This window comes from Halomonas sp. Y3 (assembly GCF_024137965.1).
Classification (GTDB): Bacteria; Pseudomonadota; Gammaproteobacteria; order Pseudomonadales; family Halomonadaceae; genus Halomonas; species Halomonas mongoliensis.
Map to the genome: position 1 here is coordinate 2,648,721 of NZ_CP099975.1, position 20,428 is coordinate 2,669,148.

15 protein-coding genes and 1 pseudogene are annotated in these 20,428 nt (G+C 66.1%); 6 read left to right on the plus strand and 10 right to left on the minus strand.

All coding sequences use genetic code 11. From position 1 onward, the window contains the following. Positions 1–91: 91 nt before the first annotated feature. The 7 genes from tldD to NHL60_RS12690 all read right to left on the minus strand — a co-directional run bounded on the left by tldD (position 92) and on the right by NHL60_RS12690 (position 9,997). Entirely contained in the window at positions 92–1,546 is a 1,455-nt protein-coding gene (tldD, locus tag NHL60_RS12660; RefSeq protein ID WP_253443862.1) for a metalloprotease TldD, read from the minus strand. After that, positions 1,543–5,367, minus strand: a complete 3,825-nt coding sequence (locus NHL60_RS12665) for a YhdP family protein (protein ID WP_253443863.1) — start codon at positions 5,365–5,367, stop codon at positions 1,543–1,545. Before NHL60_RS12665 ends, tldD begins: the two co-directional genes overlap by 4 nt. Before the next feature lie 4 nt (positions 5,368–5,371). Further along, a complete protein-coding gene (gene rng / locus NHL60_RS12670; RefSeq protein ID WP_253443866.1) occupies positions 5,372–6,835 on the minus strand; it encodes a ribonuclease G in 1,464 nt (487 codons plus the stop codon). 63 nt (positions 6,836–6,898) lie between these two features. Then, a complete protein-coding gene (locus tag NHL60_RS12675) occupies positions 6,899–7,513 on the minus strand; it encodes a nucleoside triphosphate pyrophosphatase (RefSeq protein WP_253443868.1) in 615 nt (204 codons plus the stop codon). 12 nt (positions 7,514–7,525) lie between these two features. After that, a complete protein-coding gene (mreD, locus tag NHL60_RS12680) occupies positions 7,526–8,020 on the minus strand; it encodes a rod shape-determining protein MreD (RefSeq protein ID WP_253443870.1) in 495 nt (164 codons plus the stop codon). Then, positions 8,020–8,943, minus strand: coding sequence for a rod shape-determining protein MreC (mreC, locus tag NHL60_RS12685; RefSeq protein WP_301271112.1), 924 nt, complete (start codon positions 8,941–8,943; stop codon positions 8,020–8,022). Before mreC ends, mreD begins: the two co-directional genes overlap by 1 nt. A gap of 16 nt (positions 8,944–8,959) precedes the next feature. Next, the gene (locus tag NHL60_RS12690; RefSeq protein ID WP_023005904.1) at positions 8,960–9,997 is read right to left on the minus strand and encodes a rod shape-determining protein; all 1,038 of its coding nucleotides are present in this window, start codon (positions 9,995–9,997) and stop codon (positions 8,960–8,962) included. Between the two features lie 172 nt (positions 9,998–10,169). On the opposite strand from NHL60_RS12690, the gene gatC reads away from it, so the two are divergent. The 5 genes from gatC (at position 10,170) to NHL60_RS12715 (ending at position 15,289) form a co-directional block, all read left to right on the plus strand. Continuing rightward, the gene (gene gatC / locus NHL60_RS12695) at positions 10,170–10,457 is read left to right on the plus strand and encodes an Asp-tRNA(Asn)/Glu-tRNA(Gln) amidotransferase subunit GatC (protein ID WP_253443874.1); all 288 of its coding nucleotides are present in this window, start codon (positions 10,170–10,172) and stop codon (positions 10,455–10,457) included. A 24-nt stretch (positions 10,458–10,481) separates the two neighbouring features. After that, entirely contained in the window at positions 10,482–11,942 is a 1,461-nt protein-coding gene (gene gatA, locus NHL60_RS12700; protein WP_253443876.1) for an Asp-tRNA(Asn)/Glu-tRNA(Gln) amidotransferase subunit GatA, read from the plus strand. Beyond that, entirely contained in the window at positions 11,942–13,396 is a 1,455-nt protein-coding gene (gene gatB, locus NHL60_RS12705; RefSeq protein WP_253443879.1) for an Asp-tRNA(Asn)/Glu-tRNA(Gln) amidotransferase subunit GatB, read from the plus strand. Before gatA ends, gatB begins: the two co-directional genes overlap by 1 nt. A 9-nt stretch (positions 13,397–13,405) precedes the next feature. Beyond that, positions 13,406–13,957 carry a cupin domain-containing protein gene (locus NHL60_RS12710; protein ID WP_253443880.1) on the plus strand — a complete coding sequence of 184 codons (552 nt, stop codon included), beginning with the start codon at positions 13,406–13,408 and terminating at the stop codon, positions 13,955–13,957. A 447-nt stretch (positions 13,958–14,404) separates the two neighbouring features. Further along, positions 14,405–15,289, plus strand: coding sequence for an AraC family transcriptional regulator (locus NHL60_RS12715; RefSeq protein WP_253443881.1), 885 nt, complete (start codon positions 14,405–14,407; stop codon positions 15,287–15,289). A gap of 76 nt (positions 15,290–15,365) precedes the next feature. Here NHL60_RS12715 and NHL60_RS12720 read toward each other — a convergent pair whose 3' ends face one another. The 3 genes and pseudogenes from NHL60_RS12720 to NHL60_RS12730 all read right to left on the minus strand — a co-directional run bounded on the left by NHL60_RS12720 (position 15,366) and on the right by NHL60_RS12730 (position 19,681). Then, entirely contained in the window at positions 15,366–16,541 is a 1,176-nt protein-coding gene (locus NHL60_RS12720) for a serine hydrolase (RefSeq protein WP_253443882.1), read from the minus strand. 63 nt (positions 16,542–16,604) lie between these two features. Continuing rightward, a complete protein-coding gene (locus NHL60_RS12725) occupies positions 16,605–18,227 on the minus strand; it encodes an NAD(P)/FAD-dependent oxidoreductase (RefSeq protein WP_253443883.1) in 1,623 nt (540 codons plus the stop codon). A gap of 200 nt (positions 18,228–18,427) precedes the next feature. Beyond that, positions 18,428–19,681, minus strand: a pseudogene (locus tag NHL60_RS12730) (IS256 family transposase). 525 nt (positions 19,682–20,206) lie between these two features. Here NHL60_RS12730 and NHL60_RS12735 point away from each other — a divergent pair. After that, on the plus strand, positions 20,207–20,428 hold the full coding sequence (locus tag NHL60_RS12735) for a cupin domain-containing protein (protein ID WP_253443884.1): 222 nt from the start codon (positions 20,207–20,209) through the stop codon (positions 20,426–20,428).

The following is a 20,428-nucleotide window of genomic DNA, read 5'->3' on the forward strand; positions in this document are numbered from 1 at the left end:
GATTGGCACCGTCAGGTGCCCCTGCGGCAGCCGCCAGCCGGGCCGATGACCGCCATCGCCCAGCAGAGCTGGGCTCCTACAGGCCAGTCGCCTACGACTGGGTGCCACCCACCGTCAGCTCATCCAGCTTCAGGGTGGGCTGGCCCACCCCCACCGGCACGCCCTGTCCCTCCTTGCCACAGACGCCGATGCCGGCGTCCAGCTCCAGGTCGTGGCCGATCATCGACACCCGCCCCATGGCCTCGGGGCCGTTGCCGATCAGGGTCGCGCCCTTCACCGGCGCGGTGATCCTGCCATCCTCCACCAGATAGGCTTCGCTGGCCGAGAAGACGAACTTGCCCGAGGTGATATCCACCTGACCGCCGCCGAAGCTCACCGCATAGAGACCGCGCTTGACGCTCTTCAGGATATCCGCGGGGTCGTCCTGGCCGGCCAGCATGATGGTGTTGGTCATGCGCGGCATCGGCAGGTGGGCGAAGGACTCGCGCCGGGCGTTGCCGGTGGGCGCCATGCCCATCAGCCGGGCATTGAGCTTGTCCTGCATATAGCCGGTGAGGATGCCGTCCTCGATCAGCGTGGTGCACTGCCCCGGGGTGCCCTCATCGTCGACGCTCATGGAGCCGCGACGATCGGCCAGGGTGGCGTCGTCCACCACGGTGACGCCCTTTGCCGCCACCCGCTGGCCCATGCGGCCGGCGAAGGCGGAGCTGCCCTTGCGGTTGAAGTCCCCCTCCAGGCCGTGCCCCACCGCCTCGTGGAGCAGGATGCCGGGCCAGCCCGGCGCCAGCACCACCGGCAGCTGGCCAGCCGGGGCATCGATGGCCTCCAAATTGACCAGCGCCTGGCGCACCGCCTCCTTGGCGAAGCGTTCGGCCACGCCCTCGTCACGCAGCCGCGACATGGGGTAGCGGCCGCCGCCGCCGGCGCTGCCGCGCTCCCGGCGGCCGTTCCTCACGGCGATGACGCTGACGTTGAAGCGCACCAGGGGGCGGATATCCGCCGCCAGGGTGCCGTCGCTGGCGCGTACCAGCACCACCTCGTGCACGCCGGTGAGCGAGGCGCTGACCTGGCTCACCGAGGGGTCGGCGGCGCGCGCCACCCGGTCCGCCTCCTTGAGCAGGGCGATCTTCTCCTCGGCGGAAAGGCCGGTGAGCGGATCCACGCCGCCATAGCGAGCGTCCCCCTGCACCACCACCCTGGGGGCGACCGCTAGCCGGCTGCCGCTGCGCACAATGCCGGAGGCCGTGCGACCGGTCTCGGCCAGGGCGTCGGCGGTGATCTGGTTGGAGTAGGCGAAGCCGGTCTTCTCGCCGGCGAGCGAGCGCACGCCGACGCCGCCGTCGATGTTGTAGCTCGCCTCCTTGACCTCGCCATCCTCCAGCACCCAGCCCTCGTGCCAGCTGCGCTGGAAGTAGAGATCGGCATAGTCGATGCCCGGCCCCAGGGCGTGGCCCAGGCCGAGGTCCAGGTCGTCGAGGGTCAGTCCCCCGGGGGTCAGCAGGCAGTCGGCGGCTTCGTCGATCAGGGAACGTCGGGATGCAGTCATTCGGCACTTTCCACGGAAATCTGCGGCGCGGTCCAGGGACCCCGCACGCGATAGTGAATTCGGGTCACGCGGTCGAGAGCGTCACCGAAGAGGCGGTCGGCGATAAAGAGGGCTCCCCCCACCACCGGCGCCCCGGCGAGCACCGCCGCCAGCGGCAGGTTGCGGCTGATGGGTACCGTGACCCCCAGCCGCTGGTCGAGTTCCCGGCGGGCGAGGTCCACGCGCCCCTCCAGGGTAAAGCGGGTGGCCGGGCCATCGACCGTTACCGGCCCTCGGGTTTCCAGTATGCCACCATACAGGGTCGCCGCGCCGCTGACACGGTCGAAGGCGGTGCCCTGGCCGGTCACGTCGGAGAAGTCCAGGCGCAGGCGGCGCACCAGGTTGTCCAGGTTGAGCAGCCCCACCAGCCGCGCCGGCGTCGAGGCCAGGTTGACGAAACGCCCGTCGCGCAGCTCCGCCTCGACGCTGCCCCGGGAGCGCTCCAGGGCGAACTGCCAGGGGGCCCCCGGCCAGGCGAGCTGGCTCTTCACCCGAGTCTCGGCGCTGCGAATGGCGGCGGCCTGCCCCAGTGCTTCCAGGGCGGTGCCCAGGTCGCGGCCGTCCAGGTCAAGGCGCGCCCGGGTCAGGCTGTCGGCGTCGCCGGCGGCCTCCCAGACCAGCTCGCCCCGGGCAGTGATCTGCCCCAGGGTCAGCCCCAGAGGCGCGACGGTGAGGCGCTCCGGGGTGGCGCGCCAGCGCGCGGTCAGGGGCCCCAGGCGCTGACCGCCGCGCTCGATCTCGGCGATGCGCAGACGGCCATCGGGGAGCTCGGCCACCCAGCCGGGCAGCGGCGTAGGCTCTGGGGGCGTGGCGATCTCGTCGAAGAGCGAGCCCACCCCCGCCGGCTCGGGGGTCAAGCTATCCAGGGAGAGCCGGGTCAGGCCAATGTCCAGGGCATCGGCCAGGGCCGGGCGGTAGTCGAGCTGCCCGGCAAGCAGGCTGCCGTCCAGTGCCGCGCGCCAGCCACCCCCCGCCTGGGGCCTCGCCTCGGCAGCAAAGGAGCCGATGCAGTGGCCGTCGCTCTCCAGGCAGTCGGTGGCCAGGCGGACCTCGCGAAGCCCGGCGGCGCCGCCCCCGCCCGAGGCCTGACCGCCAAGCCCGCCCAGCGCCTCGGCCCAGGCCGCCGGGTCCAGGCGCGGCTGGTAGGCGTCGACCCACCACCCCTCCCCGGCGGGCCAGCCGGCGGCGGGAGCTCGCCCCAGCCACACCTGTCCCTGGCCGGGCCCCTCGCCCGGCAGGTCCCGCCAGCGCAGCCTCAGGTCATCGCCCAGGCGCCCGTCGAGGCGCCCCTCGGTCAGATCCATATCGAGCCGCAGCGGGCGCCGCTCGGCGGCAGCCTTGCCCAGCGGCGACGGCAGGTCGATGACGAGGCCCTCCAGATTGCTATCGAGCCCGAGGTCCACGCCCTCCTCACCGACCGCCAGCCGGCCCTGCCAGGGGAAGCGACCGCTTGCCGACTCGCGCAGCCCGGCCACCCCGCCCCAGTCGAGCAGCGACCCGGCCTCTGCCGAGCCGGCCAGGTCCAGGCCGCCGGCCAGGGTGTCGATCTCGGCGCGTACCGGGCCACCCAGCAGCCGGCCCTCGATGCGCCCCTCGAGCCCCCCCTCCTCGCCCCGCTGGCGCCAGGCCAGGGGACCTGCGAGGTCGCTGAACGCAAGCTCGAGGGGGCGATACACCAGCCGCGACAGGCGCGCCTGGGTCTCGATATCGAGCTCGAGTCCGCCGGGCTCGCCCAGGGGCAGCGCCAGCCTGAGCTGCCCCTCGGCGCGCCCCTCTCCCTGCCACGCCTCCACCGCCTCGATCCCCTCCACCGGCATGGCGAGCAGATAGCGACGCAGCGCCTCGGCGGAGGCCTCGAGCTCCCCCTCCACCTCGAGGCGCTCATCGACGAGGCGCACCTCGCCCCGACGGGCCGTCACCCCCAGGCTCTCGGCGTGCTCCACCCTGGCCTGCAGGTGGGTGTCCTGAAGCGACAGCTGCCCTCTCACCTCGCTCAGCGCCGGCCAGGCGGGGTCGAAGGCCAGTCGCCCCTGCTCGATGGCGAGTTCCAGGCCGAAGCTCGGGAGCATCGCCTCGGCGCCGCCCAGGGGAGCGTGCAGGCGCAGCGCGCCCTCGCTCACCCGGCCGGCCACGCCGCCGAGCCAGTCGCGCAGCTCGTCGCCGAGGATCCCCACCGGCAGCCAGCCGCTCAGCGGGGCGTCGAGGGCATCCACCTCACGAAAATCCAGGGAGAGGCCGAAGCCGCCGCGCTGCCCGCCGCCCACGGCAAGGCCGAAGCCGCCCTCCACCTCGGCGCCGTTCCAGCCAACCCGCAGGTCGCGTCCCGTAACCAGGGTCCGGGGGCCATCGTAGGCCCACACCACCTCGCCGGCGGCGTGCTCCAGGGTCATGGGGGCCTCGAAGAGTTCGGGAAAGTGGAGGCTGGCGCCCCCTCCCCCCACGAAATGGACCCGCCCGGTGAGGTCCCGGGCCTCCACCCAGATGTCCAGGGGGCCACCGCCGGGGGCCTGCTCCCAGGGCGAAACCTCCACCCCGCTGAGCGCCGCCCGGGCCAGCCACTCGCCGTGGCGATGGCCGAGGCGAAAGCCGGTCACCTGGCCCCGGGGATCCAGGGTGTCCACCACCCGCCCCAGGGCCTCCGGCAGCGGCACCCGATGGCGCCAGGCGGCCAGGGAGCCGACGTCAAAACCGCTGGTGTTCAGCCACCAGCCATCGGCGTCGCCGGCCAGCTGCCAGCGATGAGGCAGCGCCGGGCCCCAGGGCGTCTCCAGAGCATCGGGCTCGGTGGCCTCGGGGCTCTCCGCATCCCCCTCGAACCACGCCTCCCAGCCCTCGTCCCGGCGCAGCCACTGGCCGCGCCCCATCACCTCGGAGAGCTCGATGGCGTGGCGTTCGCCGTTCTCATCGGCGTGGCTCACCGCCAGCCGGGCGATGCCCAGCTCCAGCCGCGCATCGGCCAGCGAGCCGCGGTGCCAGCGCCCCCAGAGCCGTGCCCGGCCGCTGGATTCATCGAGGCGCAGGGGCTCGTTGCGGCCCAGCACCTCCATCAGGCTGATCAGGCTGTCGAGGCGCATCTCCGCCTGCAGGGCGGCACTGAAGTCGCGAAAGCCCCCGGGGCCGGGCAGCACCTCCAGGGCGGCCTGCATGGCGGCCTCCGGGTCCCCCTCCAGGCGAATCTCCCCCTCCAGGTGGGCATGGCGCTCATCACCGGTCATCAGCAGCCGCGGTGATTCCAGGGTCACGCGGCGCTCGCGGCCGTGCAGCACCACCCGCACCTCGTCGGCCCAGGCGCGCTGGCGCAGCAGCACCCCGACCCAGAAATCGAGACGCTCCAGGTCGAACTCGCCGCTGGGCTGCAGCTCGGGAGGCAGCTCGGCGGGATCGGGCCAGTGCCAGCCCCCCTCCGGAGTCTGGTAGAGGTGCAGGGTGACCCCGGAGAGCCTGGCGTCCTCCACCACCGGCACCCCGGCACGCAGGGTGGCCAGGGTGTCGAGACGCAGCCGGCCGCTTTCCACCTCCAGCAGCGTCAGGCGCCGGTCCCGAGACGCTATGGTCAGGGTGTCCAGGGAGAGCGCCGGGTCGAAGCCCGCCAGGCGGGTATCCAGCTCGGCGATGCTCACCTCGGCGCCGAAGCGTGCCGAGAGCAGCGCCTCCAGGCGCGGGGTGAGGCCATCCGCGAGCCCCAGGGCGAGGCGCAGGGCGAGCAGCAGCAGCGCCAGCGACGCCAGCACCAGCGCGACCAGGGTCAGGCTCCAGCGCACCACCAGGCGGGTCGGGGACATGGGCTTACATCAGTACGATGTCGTACTGCTCCTGGGAGTAGTGGGCCTCGACCTGGAAGCGGATCGGCTTGCCGATGAACTCCTCGAGGTCGGCCACCGCCGCCGACTCTTCGTCGAGCAGGCGGTCCACCACCGCCTGGGCCGCCAGCACCATATAGGTCTCGGCGCTGTAGGCGCGCTCCTCGCGGAGGATCTCGCGGAAGATCTCGTAGCAGACCGTCTCCGGGGTCTTGAGGGTGCCGCGCCCTCCACAGGTGGGACAGGCCTCGCAGAGGGTCTGTTCCAGACTTTCGCGAGTGCGCTTGCGGGTCAGCTGGACGAGGCCCAGCTCGGTGACGCCGGTGCATTTGGTCTTGGCGTGGTCCCGCTCCAGGGACTTCTCGAGCATGCGCAGCACCTGGCGCTGATGCTCGGTGTCCTCCATGTCGATGAAGTCGATGATGATGATGCCACCCAAGTTGCGCAGCCGGAGCTGCCGGGCGATGGCGGTAGCCGCCTCGAGGTTGGTCTTGAAGATGGTCTCCTCGAGGTTGCGGTGCCCCACATAGCCGCCGGTGTTGACGTCGATGGTGGTCATCGCCTCGGTGGGGTCGATGACCAGATACCCCCCGGACTTGAGCTGCACCTTACGCCCCAGGGCCTTCTGGATCTCGTCCTCGACGCTGAACAGATCGAAGATCGGCCGCTCGCCGGCGTAGTGCTCGATACGCTCCACCGCCGTGGGCATGAACTCCTCGGCAAACTCGATCAGCTTGACGTGGTTCTCCCGGGAGTCGATGCGCACCTTCTCGATATCGTCGCGCATGACATCGCGCAGGATGCGCATGAAGAGCGGCAGGTCGTCGTAGATGACGCTGGGGGCCCCGGCGGTCACCTTGCGCTCGCTCACCTTGCGCCACAGCCGCAGCAGGAAGTGCATGTCGGCGGCGAGCTCCTCGAGCCCCACCCCCTCGGCGGCGGTGCGCACGATGAAGCCCCCCACCACCTCCAGGCTCTGCTGGCCCTGGGCCTCCTCGATCAGCCCGCGCAGGCGCTCTCGCTCGCGCTCGTCCTCGATGCGCTGGGAGACCCCATGATGGGGAGCGTCCGGCATGTAGACCAGGTAGCGCGACGGCACGGAGAGGTGGGTGGTGAGCCTTGCCCCCTTGGAGCCGATGGGGTCCTTGGTGACCTGCACCACCAGCGCCTGCCCCTCGTGGAGCAGGTGGCCGATGGAGAGCTGCTCGTCGGCAGGGGTGCCGGGGGGCATCACCTCGTGGGCGTGGATGAAGGCGGCGCGGTCCAGGCCGATATCGACGAAGGCCGCCTGCATGCCGGGCAGCACCCGCACCACCTTGCCCTTGTAGATATTGCCGACGATACCGCGCCGGCGGCTGCGCTCGACGAAGGCCTCCTGCAGCACGCCGTTCTCCACCACGGCGACGCGGGTCTCCATCGGGGTCAGGTTGATGAGTACTTCACCGCTCATGCGGAAATCCTTGTCCAGAATGCTTTGCGGTCATTATGACATAGTGGCATAGGCCCAAGGCGTTTAAGCGCTCGCCGCTGGACCCAGGGCACCGCTCCACAGCGCTACACCCTGGCGGCGCAGCAGCTCGGCGGTCTCGTAAAGCGGCAGCCCCACCACCGCCGAGTGGCTGCCCTCGATGCGCTCGACGAACACCGCCGCCAGCCCCTGGATGGCGTAGCCGCCCGCCTTGTCGGCGGGCTCGCCGCTGGCCCAGTAGGCGACGATCTCGTCGTCGGCGATCTCGCGCATGGTCACGCGGGTGGCGACACAGGCGTCGAGCACCCCGGCCGGGCCGCTCACCGCCACCGCGGTGAGCACTTCGTGGGAGCGACCGGCGAGGCGGCGCAGCATGGCGGCGGCGTGCTCGGGCCCCGCCGGCTTGCCGAGGATCTCGCCGTCGCAGACCACGGCGGTATCGGAGCCCAGGGTCGGCAGCGGCGTGAGCCGGGCGCCGGCCAGCGCCTTCTCCCGTGCCAGGCGGGTCACATAGGCCACCGCTCCCTCCCCGGGGCGCGGCGTCTCGTCGATATCCACCGGGCACACCGATACCGCCACGCCGATATCGGCGAGCAGGTCGCGGCGACGAGGGGAGGCGCTGGCCAGGCAGAGCACGGGCGAAGGGGGAACAGTGGTCATGGCGGCTCCGGGTCAGTCGCGGGCCAGGCGCCGCCCCAGAGCCTCGAAGAGGGTGGCAAGCCAGGGCCAGAGCACGGCGCCGATCAGCGACGGCAAGAGAAAGGAGAGGTGGATCGAGAAGGGCCCTACCAGGGTGCGCAGCCACTGCTCGGCCAGCTGGACGGTGCCCAGCAGGACCAGGATCAGCAGCGCCTGCTGGACCAGGGAGTAGGCCCGGAAACGGGGATAGACCAGAGCGCAGAGGAAGGCCAGCAACGACAGGATCAGGGCGTTCTGACCCAGGGTGGCCCCCTCGATCAGGTCGACCAGCAGCCCCAGTGCAAAGCCGTGGAAGACTCCCACCTTGTGGGGCGCCTTCATGCACCAGTAGATCAGCAGCAGCCCCAGCCAGTCGGGGCGCCAGATCTGCCAGCCGTCGGCCAGGGGCATCACCTGCAGGCAGAGCGCCAGCAGCAGGGTCAGCCAGATCCAGGGCAGGGCGAGATTGGCGGGGGACGGCGCACCCATCAGGGAGCCTCCTGGTCGGCATCGAGACCAATCACGGCACGCGCAGCCTCCATGGCGTCGGCGGAGAGCTCCAGCTCCCAGGCCTCGTCGTCGGCGCCGGGAGGCGGCGTCGGGAAGAGCAGCAGGAAGTGGCGCGAGCGCTGCAGCTGGGCCACCGGGGTGGCGGTGACCCGCGCAAAGGGCTGCCCCGGGTCATGAACCACCTCGGCGACCCGGGCCACCGGGTAGCCTGCCGGAAAGCGCCCGGCCAGCCCCGAGGTGATCAGCAGGTCGCCCTCGCGAATGTCGGCGGTGTCCGGCACGTGCAGCACCTTGAGAGCGTCGTAGCGGCCGCTGCCCCGAACGATGAAGCGCAGGCCGTTGCGATTGACCTGCACCGGCAGCGCATGGCTGGCATCGGCCACGGTGAGCACCCGGCTGGAGTAGCCGGAGACCGCGGTCACCTGGCCCACCAGGCCCGAGGCGTCCATCACCGGCTGTCCCACGTAGACGCCGTGACGCCGACCGCGATCCACCACCATCTGGTGGGTGAAGGGGTCCGGGTCCAGGGAGAGCAGCTCGGCGGTGATAAAGGGCATATCGTCCTGGCGGGAGGCGGAGAGCAGCTCGCGCAGGCGCACGTTCTCGGCGGTGAGGCTCGCCATGTGCTGCACCCGGTGCGAAAGGGTCAGGATCTGCTCGCGAAGCCGACGGTTCTCCTCCAGCAGGGCGCGCTGATCGGAGAGCGCCAGCGACCCCCAGGTGAGAATATCGCTGGGCAGGCTCACCGCCCACTGGATGGGCGCCACCAGGGTGGAGAGCTGGGCGCGCACCTCCTCCATGCGCGTGAACCGCGTATCGGCGAACATCAGCGCCGAGGCGGTCAGCACGCACAGGAAGAGACGATAGCCGGGCAGCGGGCCGTGGGAGAACAGCGGCTTGATAGGGCGGCCCCCCGAGTCAGTCGCTGGAGAGCAGCTCGAAGGTGTGCTGGTCGATCATCTCCAAAGCCTTGCCGCCACCGCGAGCCACACAGGTCAGCGGATCCTCGGCGACGATCACCGGCAGGCCGGTCTCCTCGGCGATCAGCTTGTCCAGGTCGCGCAGCAGCGCCCCGCCGCCGGTCAGCACCAGGCCGCGTTCGGCGATATCCGAGGCGAGCTCCGGGGGCGACTGCTCCAGGGCGTTCTTCACCGCGGCCACGATGGAGGCCAGGGTCTCCTGCAGGGCGTCGAGGATCTCGTGGGAGTTGAGCGTGAAACTGCGCGGGATGCCCTCGGCCAGGTTGCGCCCGCGCACGTCGATCTCGCGCAGCTCGCCGCCGGGATAGGCGCAGCCGATCTCCTCCTTGATGCGCTCGGCGGTGGCCTCGCCGATCAGGCTGCCGTAGTGGCGGCGCACATAGCCGATGATCGCCTCGTCGAAGCGGTCGCCGCCGACGCGGATCGACTCGGAGTAGACGATGCCGTTGAGGGAGATGATGGCGATCTCGCTGGTCCCGCCGCCGATATCCACCACCATGGAGCCCTGGGCCTCTTCCACCGGCAGGCCGGCACCGATGGCCGCCGCCATGGGCTCCTCGATCAGGAACACCTCGCGGGCGCCGGCGCCCTCGGCGGACTCCTTGATGGCGCGACGCTCCACCTGGGTCGACATGCAGGGCACGCAGACCAGCACCCGCGGACTCGGGGTGAGGAAGGTACTCTGATGGACCTTGCGGATGAAGTGCTGCAGCATCTGCTCGGTAACGGTGAAGTCGGCGATCACGCCGTCCTTCATCGGACGAATGGCGGTGATATTGCCGGGGGTGCGGCCCAGCATGCGCTTGGCGTCGGAGCCCACGGCGGCCACGCTGCGCATGTTGCCGGACTGGCGGATGGCCACGACCGACGGCTCGTCGAGCACGATGCCACGACCGCGCACGTATATCAGCGTATTGGCGGTTCCCAGGTCGATCGACAGATCGCTGGAGAACAGCCCCCTCAAGCGTTTGAACATGGAAGTCGTTACCTAGTGCAGTCCGGGAACCCTGTGCGGAGGCAAACGGTATCACCGCGGCCCCCGCGCAGCAAGCGCGGAACCCGCGGGGGACGCCTCTTCCGCAGCTGCCCGCAGGCGTCCGGATGTGGTACCTTTTGCGCCTTGTTTTCCCTTCGAGGACATCCGAATCATGGCGCTTGAACACGCTGACGTGCTCAGGGCCGCGCACCTTGCCCGGCTCGGCCTGAGCGACGAGGAGGCCGCCCACTACCAGGACGACCTCGGCCGCATCCTTGAGATGGTGGACCAACTGCAGGCTCTCGACACCCAGGGCGTCGCCCCCCTGGCCCACCCGCTGGACGCCACCCAGCGGCTGCGCGCCGACGAGGTGACCGAGAGCGACCAGCGCGACCGCTTCCAGCGCTGCGCACCGGCAGTGGAACAGGGCCTCTACCTGGTCCCCCGCGTGGTCGAATAAGCATTCCGACGGAGCCCCCGGCCCATGCATGACAAGACACTGACCGAACTGGCCGCCGCCCTCACGGCCGGCGAGTTCACCAGCCGCGAGCTGACCGAGCATCTGCTGGCGCGCATCGAGCGCCTCGATGGCGAGCTCAACAGCTTTATCACCGTGACCCCCGAGGCGGCCCTGGCCGCCGCCGATGCCGCCGACGCCGCCCGCGCCCGGGGCGAGGCGGGCCCGCTCACCGGCCTGCCCGTGGCGATCAAGGACCTCTTCTGCACCCAGGGGGTGCTGACCACCGCCGGCTCGAAGATGCTGGCCAACTTCGTCTCCCCCTACGACGCCACCGTGGTGGAGCGGCTCAAGGCCGCCGGCACCGTGAGCCTGGGCAAGGTCAACCTGGACGAGTTCGCCATGGGCTCCTCCAACGAGAACAGCGCCTTCGGCGCGGTGAAGAATCCCTGGGACGCCACCGCCGTGCCCGGCGGCTCCTCCGGGGGCAGCGCCGCCGCCGTGGCCGCGGGCCTGGCGCCCGCCGCCATGGGCACCGACACCGGCGGCTCCATTCGCCAGCCGGCGGCCTTCTGCGGCATCACCGGCTTGAAGCCCACCTACGGCCGCGTCTCCCGCTGGGGCATCATCGCCTACGCTTCGAGCCTCGACCAGGCCGGCCCCATGGCGCGCTCGGCCTCCGACTGCGCGCTGCTGCTGAACGCCATCGCCGGCCACGACCCGAAGGACTCCACCAGCGTGGCCAGGGGCGTCCCGGACTACACCGAGGAGCTCGGCGCCCCGCTGACGGGCCTCAAGATCGGCCTGCCGGTCGAGTATTTCGGCGACGGCCTCGACCCCGAGGTGGAGACCGCGGTGCGCGAGGCGGTCAGGGTCTACGAGTCCCTAGGCGCCACGGTGCGCGAGGTGAGCCTGCCCCACACCCACTACGCCATCCCGGCCTACTACGTCATCGCCCCGGCGGAGGCCTCCTCGAACCTGTCACGCTACGACGGCGTACGCTTCGGCCACCGCTGCCAGGCCCCCAGCGACCTGATCGACCTCTACAAGCGCTCCCGGGCCGAAGGCTTCGGGGAGGAGGTCAAGCGGCGCATCCTGATCGGCACCCACACCCTCTCCGAGGGCTTCTTCGACGCCTACTACAAGAAGGCCCAGCAGGTGCGCCGGCTGATCCGCCAGGACTTCCTCGACGCCTTCGAGGAGGTCGACGTCCTGATGGGGCCGGCCTCCCCCACCCCGGCCTTCGACCTGGGCGCCAAGAAGGACCCGGTCTCCATGTACCTGCAGGATATCTACACCATCGCGGTGAACCTGGCCGGCATCCCCGGCATCAGCGTGCCGGCGGGCTTCGTCAAGGGCCGCCCGGTGGGCCTGCAGATACTGGGTACCCACTTCGCCGAGGCGCGCCTGCTCAACGTCGCCCACCGCTTCCAGCAGGCCACCGACTGGCACCTGCGCCGCCCCGAGCTTGCCGAGGAGACCACCTGATGCAATGGGAAACCGTGATCGGGCTGGAGGTGCACGTCCAGCTCGCCACCAAGTCGAAGATCTTCTCCGGGGCCTCCACCGCCTTTGGGGCCGAGCCCAACAGCCAGGCCTGCGCCGTGGACCTGGGCCTGCCCGGGGTACTGCCGGTGCTCAACGAGCAGGCGGTGGCCATGGCGGTGCAGTTCGGCCTGGCGATCCACGCCGAGATCCCCGAGGTCTCGATCTTCGATCGCAAGAACTACTTCTATCCGGACCTCCCCAAGGGCTACCAGACTAGCCAGATGTACCACCCCATCGTGGGGGCCGGCGAGGTGGAGATCACCCTGGAGGACGGCAGCAGCAAGCGCATTCGGGTCCATCACGCCCACCTGGAGGAGGACGCCGGCAAGTCGCTCCACGAGGATTTCCACGGCATGACCGGTATCGACCTCAACCGTGCCGGTACCCCGCTGCTGGAGATCGTCTCCGAGCCGGACATGCGCTCGGCCAAGGAGGCCGCGGCCTACCTCAAGGCGATCCACTCCATCGTGACCTATCTCGGCATCAGTGACGGCAATATGGCCGAGGGCTCCATGCGCTGCGACGTCAACGTCTCGGTGCGCCCGGTGGGCCAGGCCGAGTTCGGCACCCGGGCCGAGATCAAGAACGTCAACTCCTTCCGCTTCGTGGAGCGCGCCATCGAGTTCGAGGTGGAGCGCCAGATCGAGCTGCTGGAGGATGGCGGCAAGGTGGTCCAGGAGACGCGTCTCTATGACCCCGAGCGCGACGAGACCCGCAGCATGCGCACCAAGGAGGAGGCCAACGACTACCGCTACTTCCCCTGCCCCGACCTGCTGCCGGTGGTGCTCGACCAGGCCTATGTGGATCACCTGCGCGAGGCCCTGCCGGAGCTCCCCGACGAGAAGCGCGCCCGCTTCCAGGCCGAGCTCGGCCTCTCCGCCTATGACGCCGGGGTGCTCTCGGCCACCCGCGAGATGGCCGAGTACTTCGAGGAGGTGAAGGACGTCTGCGGCGACGCCAAGTCCGCCGCCAACTGGGTGATGGGCGAGCTCGCCGGGGCGCTCAACCGCGAGGGGCTGCCGATCACCGACAGCCCGGTCTCGGCCCGCCAGCTCGGCGAGCTGATCGGCAGGGTGCTGGATGACACCATCAACGGCAAGGCCGCCAAGCAGGTGTTCCAGGCGCTCTGGAACGGCCAGGGGCAGTCCGCCGACGAGGTGATCGAGACCAAGGGGCTCAAGCAGGTCACCGACAGCGGCGCCATCGAGGCGATGATCGACCAGGTGATCGCGGAGAGCCCGGCCCAGGTGGCTCAGTACCGCGACGCCGAGCCCGACAAGCGCGGCAAGATGATCGGCTACTTCGTCGGCCAGGTGATGAAGGCCTCCCGGGGGACCGCCAACCCCCAGCAGGTCAATGCGCTGCTGAAAGAGAAGCTCGACGCCCTGTGCTGAGGAGCCACCATGGCCGATGACGTGGGCGAGCGGCTGCGCGCCCTGCGCAGCCTGCGCGGCATCTCCCAGCGGGAGCTGGCCAAGCGCTGCGGGGTGACCCACTCTAGCCTGTCGCTGATCGAGCAGGGCAAGGTGAGCCCCTCGGTCAGCTCCCTGAAGAAGATCCTCGACGCCATCCCCATGAGCGTCGGGGACTTCTTCACCCTGGACCTGGAGAGCGGCCGGCGGGTCTTCTACTCGGCAGAGGAGCTCGCCGACGTGGGCTCGGGGGACGTCATCTACAAGCTGGTGGGCGCCGATCGCCGCGACCGGGCGCTGGCCTTCATGGTGGAGACCTACCCCCCCGGCGCCGACACCGGCCGGGAGATGATCACCCACCAGGGCGAGGAGGCCGGGGTGGTGCTGGAGGGGGAGATCGAGATCACCATCGGCGCCGAAAGCCGGGTGCTCGGGCCCGGCGAGGCCTACTACTTCGACACCAAGGTCCCCCACCGCTTCCGCAACCCGGGCAGCGAGCCATGCCGCCTGGTGAGCTGCGCGACCCCCGCCCGGGCCTTCTGAGCCCACTAGCTGCAATAAAAGCGGTATCGTTTATCGCTACCCCTCGGTGCAGGTTATGGAAAATTAACAGCCTAACACAGCTATGTAGCATGCCCGGCGTAAGGATCGAGGCTACAGCACCTGACAGTTGCACTTACAAAACAAGCACTGAATTCGATGCCCTTAGGCTGATGGGGCCAAAACTCTAGTCTTCCCCCCTGATCTTAACCCGCCTTCAGTGGAACAAAGATGTAGCACGCGCCACTCATCAGCCTAAAGTCTTACATCAGTATACTAACCCCCAACCTAGACTAGAAAAGTGCAAATCCACGATGGATAGCCATGCTTATCCCGATGAAAACAATGGGAAACACAAAACCAACAGCCCAAAACCCAAAATCACTTAGTGCAACTTAACACCCCACCCTCCAAGAAAAAAATATTGGCAAAAAGGAGGATACAAGAATAATGAGCAAGCTAATAACACCTGAAGAGCTACCTATGTGGGTCCCGGGAGAGGTCATTACAGCCAGCGATGGTCTAGGGTGGAAAGATGTAGGGCAGCGCTCTTACCGTTATACCGGATTAGATGTGCCGATACCACCGATGAAGCACTATATGATAGTCCGATACTTTGAGGGCCAGACTCCGATGGACCGGCGCGTGGAAAGTCGCTGGAAGCGAACTACCTGTGTGCCTGGCCACATCTCCCTGCTGAGCCGGGCCAGGCCATCACATTGGCACTGGACGCAAGATATTGACGTCTCCCACGTTTACCTATCCAATGACTTAATGTCTCGAGTAGCCCAGGATGTTTTAGGACGACCTATTTCCGAGGTCTGCCTACATGATGTTCTGAATGCAGAGGACCCGGTTATCACCACCATCTCTGACGCCATTGTGGGGGAAACCAAGAGCTCTTCGATTGGCGGTCAAATCTACGCTGAAGCCCTAGGAATTCAGCTTAGCGTCCACCTATTACGCAACTACGCAAATATAAAATATCGGGAAAGCACTAATCAAGCCCGCCTATCAAAACGACAACATGGAAAACTGATCGAATTCATGAAGGAAAATCTGCAACACCAGGTGAGCATTGAAAATCTCGCAGAGGTGACGGGCGTCGGAGTATGGACCTTTTGCCGTCGATTCAAGGAAACCTACGGCACCACTCCAAGTGCCTATCTGATGGAAAAACGCATTGAGCGGGCGAAAGAGATGCTAAGAAAAAGTGAATTGCCCATTAAGGCAGTTGCCGCTGAATGTGGGTTCTCTGATCAGTCCCACATGACGCGGGTATTCCGCCGAAAATTAGGCCTTACACCGGGGCAGATCAGGCAGTCCAGAGACTAGTCCACCCCCTAGCCTCGTCAAGATAAGCAAAAGAGAGCGCCGACTTTCCAGCCGGCACTCTTATAAGCGGACCGAATCAGCCTAGGTTGTTATAGACCGTGGCCTCGAACTCATAGAAGCCCGGGTACGAAGCACTGTCGTAGAACGGCAGAACTTGGCTAGCCCAATACCCTCCAATCCCCCTGGATTTATCGATCCAGAAGTAACAGTTGGCCAAACCGGCCCACGCCAGAGCACCAGGAGAGCGCCCGGTAGGTGCCTGCCCCCGGTTGATCATGAAAGCATGCGACCACCCCTTATCGACCCCCGGCAGGAACTCACCGCTATTGCTGAGGCTGGGGTCGGCGGTTTCCCAGAACCCAACCGGGATGCCTGTTCCCGCGTAACCATCTTTAGCCAGCAACTGCACAGTATCTGGGTTCAAAACCCTACTATTCTCACCTTTGCCATCGTTCAGCACCATCCGAATAAACTTCATGTAGTCCCTGATCGTGCCGTGGAGTCCATGCCCCCCCATGTCCATATCAGGTTGTCGCGGCAGAGCCAGTTCTGGCTCGGGGGTGAGCTGACCGTCTTCGAATCGCGTGTGGATCGTAGCCCGGCGGGCATGCATGTTATCATCCACGGCGAACGAGGTATCGTTCATCCCCAAGGGCTGAAAGACATGCTCACGCATGACATCACCGAGGCGCTCACCACGCAACTCCTCGACAATTAGACCGAGCCAATCGGTGTTCACGCCGTAGGTCCACGCCACGCCCGGGTCATGGAGCAAGACTGATCGGATCGAGTCCTTCGTGCAGGTGATGATGGATGGGATATCCTTCAGCTCCCTGTACTGCTTATCCTCCGGGCTGAAAAAATCGTAGCTGAGACCAGAGGTGTGCAGGAGGAGGTCACTTACCGTCACCCTCCGTTTCGGGGGACGCAACCGGGGCTGGCCATCCCCCCCGAATCCCTCGAGCACCTGCAGGTTATCCAGCTCAGGGAGATATGCACCCGCCGGATCGTCCAGCTTTAGTCGCCCTTCTTCGACGAGCTGCAGTGCACAGACACTGGTGATCGCCTTGGTCGTGGAGAAGATCGCAAACACGGTGTCGATATCCATGGGGGCATCCTTGCCCAGCTCCCGTACACCCGCCGCACCCTCAAAGATATTTCGGTTGTGATCGGTGACCATGGCCACGACGCCGGGGACCCCTCCGTGCCGCTCGGTCGCTTGCGCCAACACGCTGTCCAGGGCGACCGTCATTTTCTCGCTCTTCATTAGCAACTACCCCTTTCTGAAATCGGAAATAGTCCGGACCGGTTTGGTTTACGCAAAGGCAAACCCAGGGTATTTTTTCTCGGCGAGCTCAGCACAGCGCCGGTTGTAGTCGTTCACCCCGCCGCAGTAGGAGAGGAGCCGTCGGGGTTTACCCGGTACGTTTGTGCCCATATACCAGCCATCCACGCGAGGAAACAGCGTCTGATTCGTCACTTGGTCATGATGTTCCACCCAAGCATCCTGAAACTCCTTCGTCGGCTCCACCACGCTCTTGTGTTGATCCCGTGCAAACTGAATGATGTCAGCAATCCACCCAACCTGCTGCTGCAGGCAGGTGGTCATATTGCACAGAGCCGCCGACGGGGCAAGCGGGGCGCCAGTAGTAAACAGGTTGGGGTAGCCGTGGACCTGCAGCCCCATCGCGGTGCGAATCTCCTGGCTCCACTCCTCCTTAAGCGCCCGCCCTTCCTTACCGCGGATATCGATCCGCGTCAGGGCACCAGAGCCCGCGTCGAAACCGGTCGCCAGGATGATGACATCCACCTCGTGGACCTTGCCATCCTCGGTCTGCACGCCTTCCGGGACAATGCGAGAGATTGGCGTCTTCTGGCAGTTTATGGTCTGAACGTTAGGTCTCAGGTAGGTCTCCAGGTAGCCAGTGTCCAGCGGTACCCGACGAATACCAAAACCGTAGTCCGCCGGAATCAGCAGATCGCAGAGGTCAGGGTCATGGTTCAGTCGCTCGCGCATCTTGCCACGGACGAATTCAGACACCTCCTCGCTGACCAACTCGTCGGTGAACATCTCGGGATAGGAAGAGAGCCAAAGGGCCAGCGAGCCATCGTTATACAATGCCTCCAAAGTGCGCTGGCGTTGCTCTGGGGTATCCTTGTACCAGGAGCGACCCTCGAAATCATAGTCAAACCCTGCGAAGGTGTTACGGACCCGCTCTTTGAGATAGTCAAACTGCTTGGTCCAGGCCCCCCACTCCTCTTCGCTATATTTCGGGTTGCGCATCGGCAGGGTGTACTGTGGTGTCCGCACAAACACTTTTAGGGCGCCCACCTCCGGCGCAATGGTCTGGATGACCTGTATCCCAGTAGCACCAGTACCGATCACAGCGACACGCTTACCCTTGATACCGACATCCTCTTTCGGCCAACGGGACGTGTGGCAAATCTTCCCCTTAAAGCTAGACTGCCCCTCAAAGACCTCTTCAAGCGGCGCAGATAACATGCCAGTGCAGGCAATTAGGAACTGCGCGTCGATTTGATCATTTTGGCTGGTCCTGATCTTCCACCGTCCGGTGGCCTCATCCCAATGCGCCGCATCGATCCGGGTGTTGAACTGGATGTCCTTACGTAGATCCAACTTGTCGGCCACGTAGTTCAACCACCGCTCGCTCTCCGGCTGGCTGGGGAAACGCTCCGACGGCTTCCACTCCTCGTAAAGTTCCTTGGAGAACCAATACTGGTAAATCTCAGCCTGGGAGTCATACCGGGCCCCCGGGTAGCGATTCCAGTACCAAGTGCCACCGACACCTGATGCGGCTTCTATACCCCGCACGTTCAAACCAAGCTCTCTTAGTCTGTGCAACTGGTATAATCCTGCCACACCTGCGCCTATCACAACTGCATCACAAAAATCGGCTGAATTATTGTTAACTTTCATTTTTTATTTCTCCATCCAGAAGATTACGAGCATCACACCCAGATATCACTTGGGCGCTCATTTCCTAACCTAAGAAAAATCTCACAGGAGGTATTGTAAAATGCTGGCAAATGGTTGTATGTTTTTGGCAAACAGCCCGTGTGCAGCGAATACTTGTAGGGTACCGGATGGGAATTATCGTCAAATATGGTGGATGGCGGTCAGGCCGCATTCCTGTCTGACTGGCCGATTACCTGCTCTCCATCCTGGAACTTGACGTTGTTGACGACCAGCTCCAGCTTCTGGAAGTGCTTGATGCGCCTCCAGCGCTTCTGAGCGCTCTGGAGCAGCTTGAAGACTATCGCCAGGGTCGTCGCCCGGGAGCCGCAGTTCCGGCTCCGCTTGGTCCTCAGCCGGACCGTGGCAAAGGTCAACTCGATCGGGTTAGTGGTGCGGATATGCACCCAGTGCTCTCCTGGGTAGTCGTAAAACGCCAGCAGCTCGTCCCGATCCTTGGCCAGGCACCCCATCGCCTTGGGGTACTTGGCCTCGAAACGCTTCACCATACGATCGAAGGCCCTGTGTGGCTCCTCGCGGGTCTCGGCCATCCAGATGTCATGGAGGTCCGCCTTGACCTTGGGCTGCACCGATTTTGGCAGCTTGTTCAGCACGTTGGCCGTCTTGTGGACCCAGCAGCGCTGATGGCCGGTTTCCAGGTAAATCTTGCTCAGCGCCGCCCAGAACCCCATGGCATCGTCACCCACTGCCAGCTTGGGAGCCTGGGCCAGGCCACGCTCTCGTAGCCCTGTCAGCAAGGTCTCGCAACTGGCCGCCGACTCGCAAAAGCCGTCCTCGACGGCCACCAGCTCCTTGCGGCCCTGCTCGGTGACGCCGATGATCACCAGCAGGCACAGGCGGTCACCCATCCGGACGTTGCTATACACACCGTCGGCCCACCAGTAGACGTAGTGACGGTCGGCGAGGTCCCGCTTCCGCCACTCGGTATGCTCGTCTTCCCACTGCTTCTTGAGCCGTGACACTGTGTTGGCCAACAGACCCTTGGCCTGGTCACCGAGCAGCGCCGCCAAAGCTTCCTGGTAGTCGCCGGTGGAGCCCCCTTCAGGTAGAGCCAGGGCATCAGCTCCTCGATGCTGCGGGCCCGCTTCAGGTAGAGCGGCAGCAGGCTGCTGTTGAAGCGAGCGCCACCACCGCTACGGTCGCGCACCTTGGGCACCTGCACGCTGACATCTCCGACCCCGGTCTGGATGGTGCGCTCGGGCAGGTAGCCGTTGCAGACCACGGCTTGGCGCCCATCATCGAGCCGCTGGCCTGCGTACTGTGCCAGGTAAAGTGGCCAGTTCAGCCTCGACGGCCTTGGCGATCAGGTCACGGGCACCTTGACGCAGCAACTCGTGCAGCGGGCCAGTGACCTGGGGGTCTGGTTGTGAAAGAGCCCGGAGGGTAAAATCGGTCATGGCGTATCCACTCGTGTTGATTGAGATCTTGGTCGTGATCAATCAACAGGATACGCCACCCTTCCTACCTCCTCCCGTATACCAGAAATCACCATAGCTCTTGAGCAGGTCAATGTTGCCTTCTAGGGCAGCAAGACTGTCAGCGGTCACATAAGCCATAATGTCGATGCTCTATCACACGGCCTATTCTCTCGATGTCTACGCTTCGCAGCGGCGGCTGCCCGACGCCACGCAGGGCTCGCTACCTGCTGGTGGCTAGCCTTGGACGGGAGAGACTCCCATCTACTGGGTTTCAATTCACCCTTTCCACCACGCCGGAGCAGTAGTTTCCCGGGTAACCAGGCTTCGCTTGTCGCACTACTGCGGTTATTTTATGAATCCAAGAAACGAATAGGCTGGACGATATAATCCAATAAGATCAATTCGCTACACCAACAAACTGATCAAAGAGAGCCGCTACTAGATTCATAGGCGGCCCCCCTCCGTGTTGAGCTCGATGTCCAACGCAACACCAGCGCAAACGGCATGCTGCTGTCGCTGGGCAAGATCAATATTCAGCAACACCAGGGCGAGGAGGCCGGGGTGGTGCTGGAGGGGGAGATCGAGATCACCATCGGCGCCGAAAGCCGGGTGCTCGGGCCCGGCGAGGCCTACTACTTCGACACCAAGGTCCCCCACCGCTTCCGCAACCCGGGCAGCGAGCCATGCCGCCTGGTGAGCTGCGCGACCCCCGCCCGGGCCTTCTGA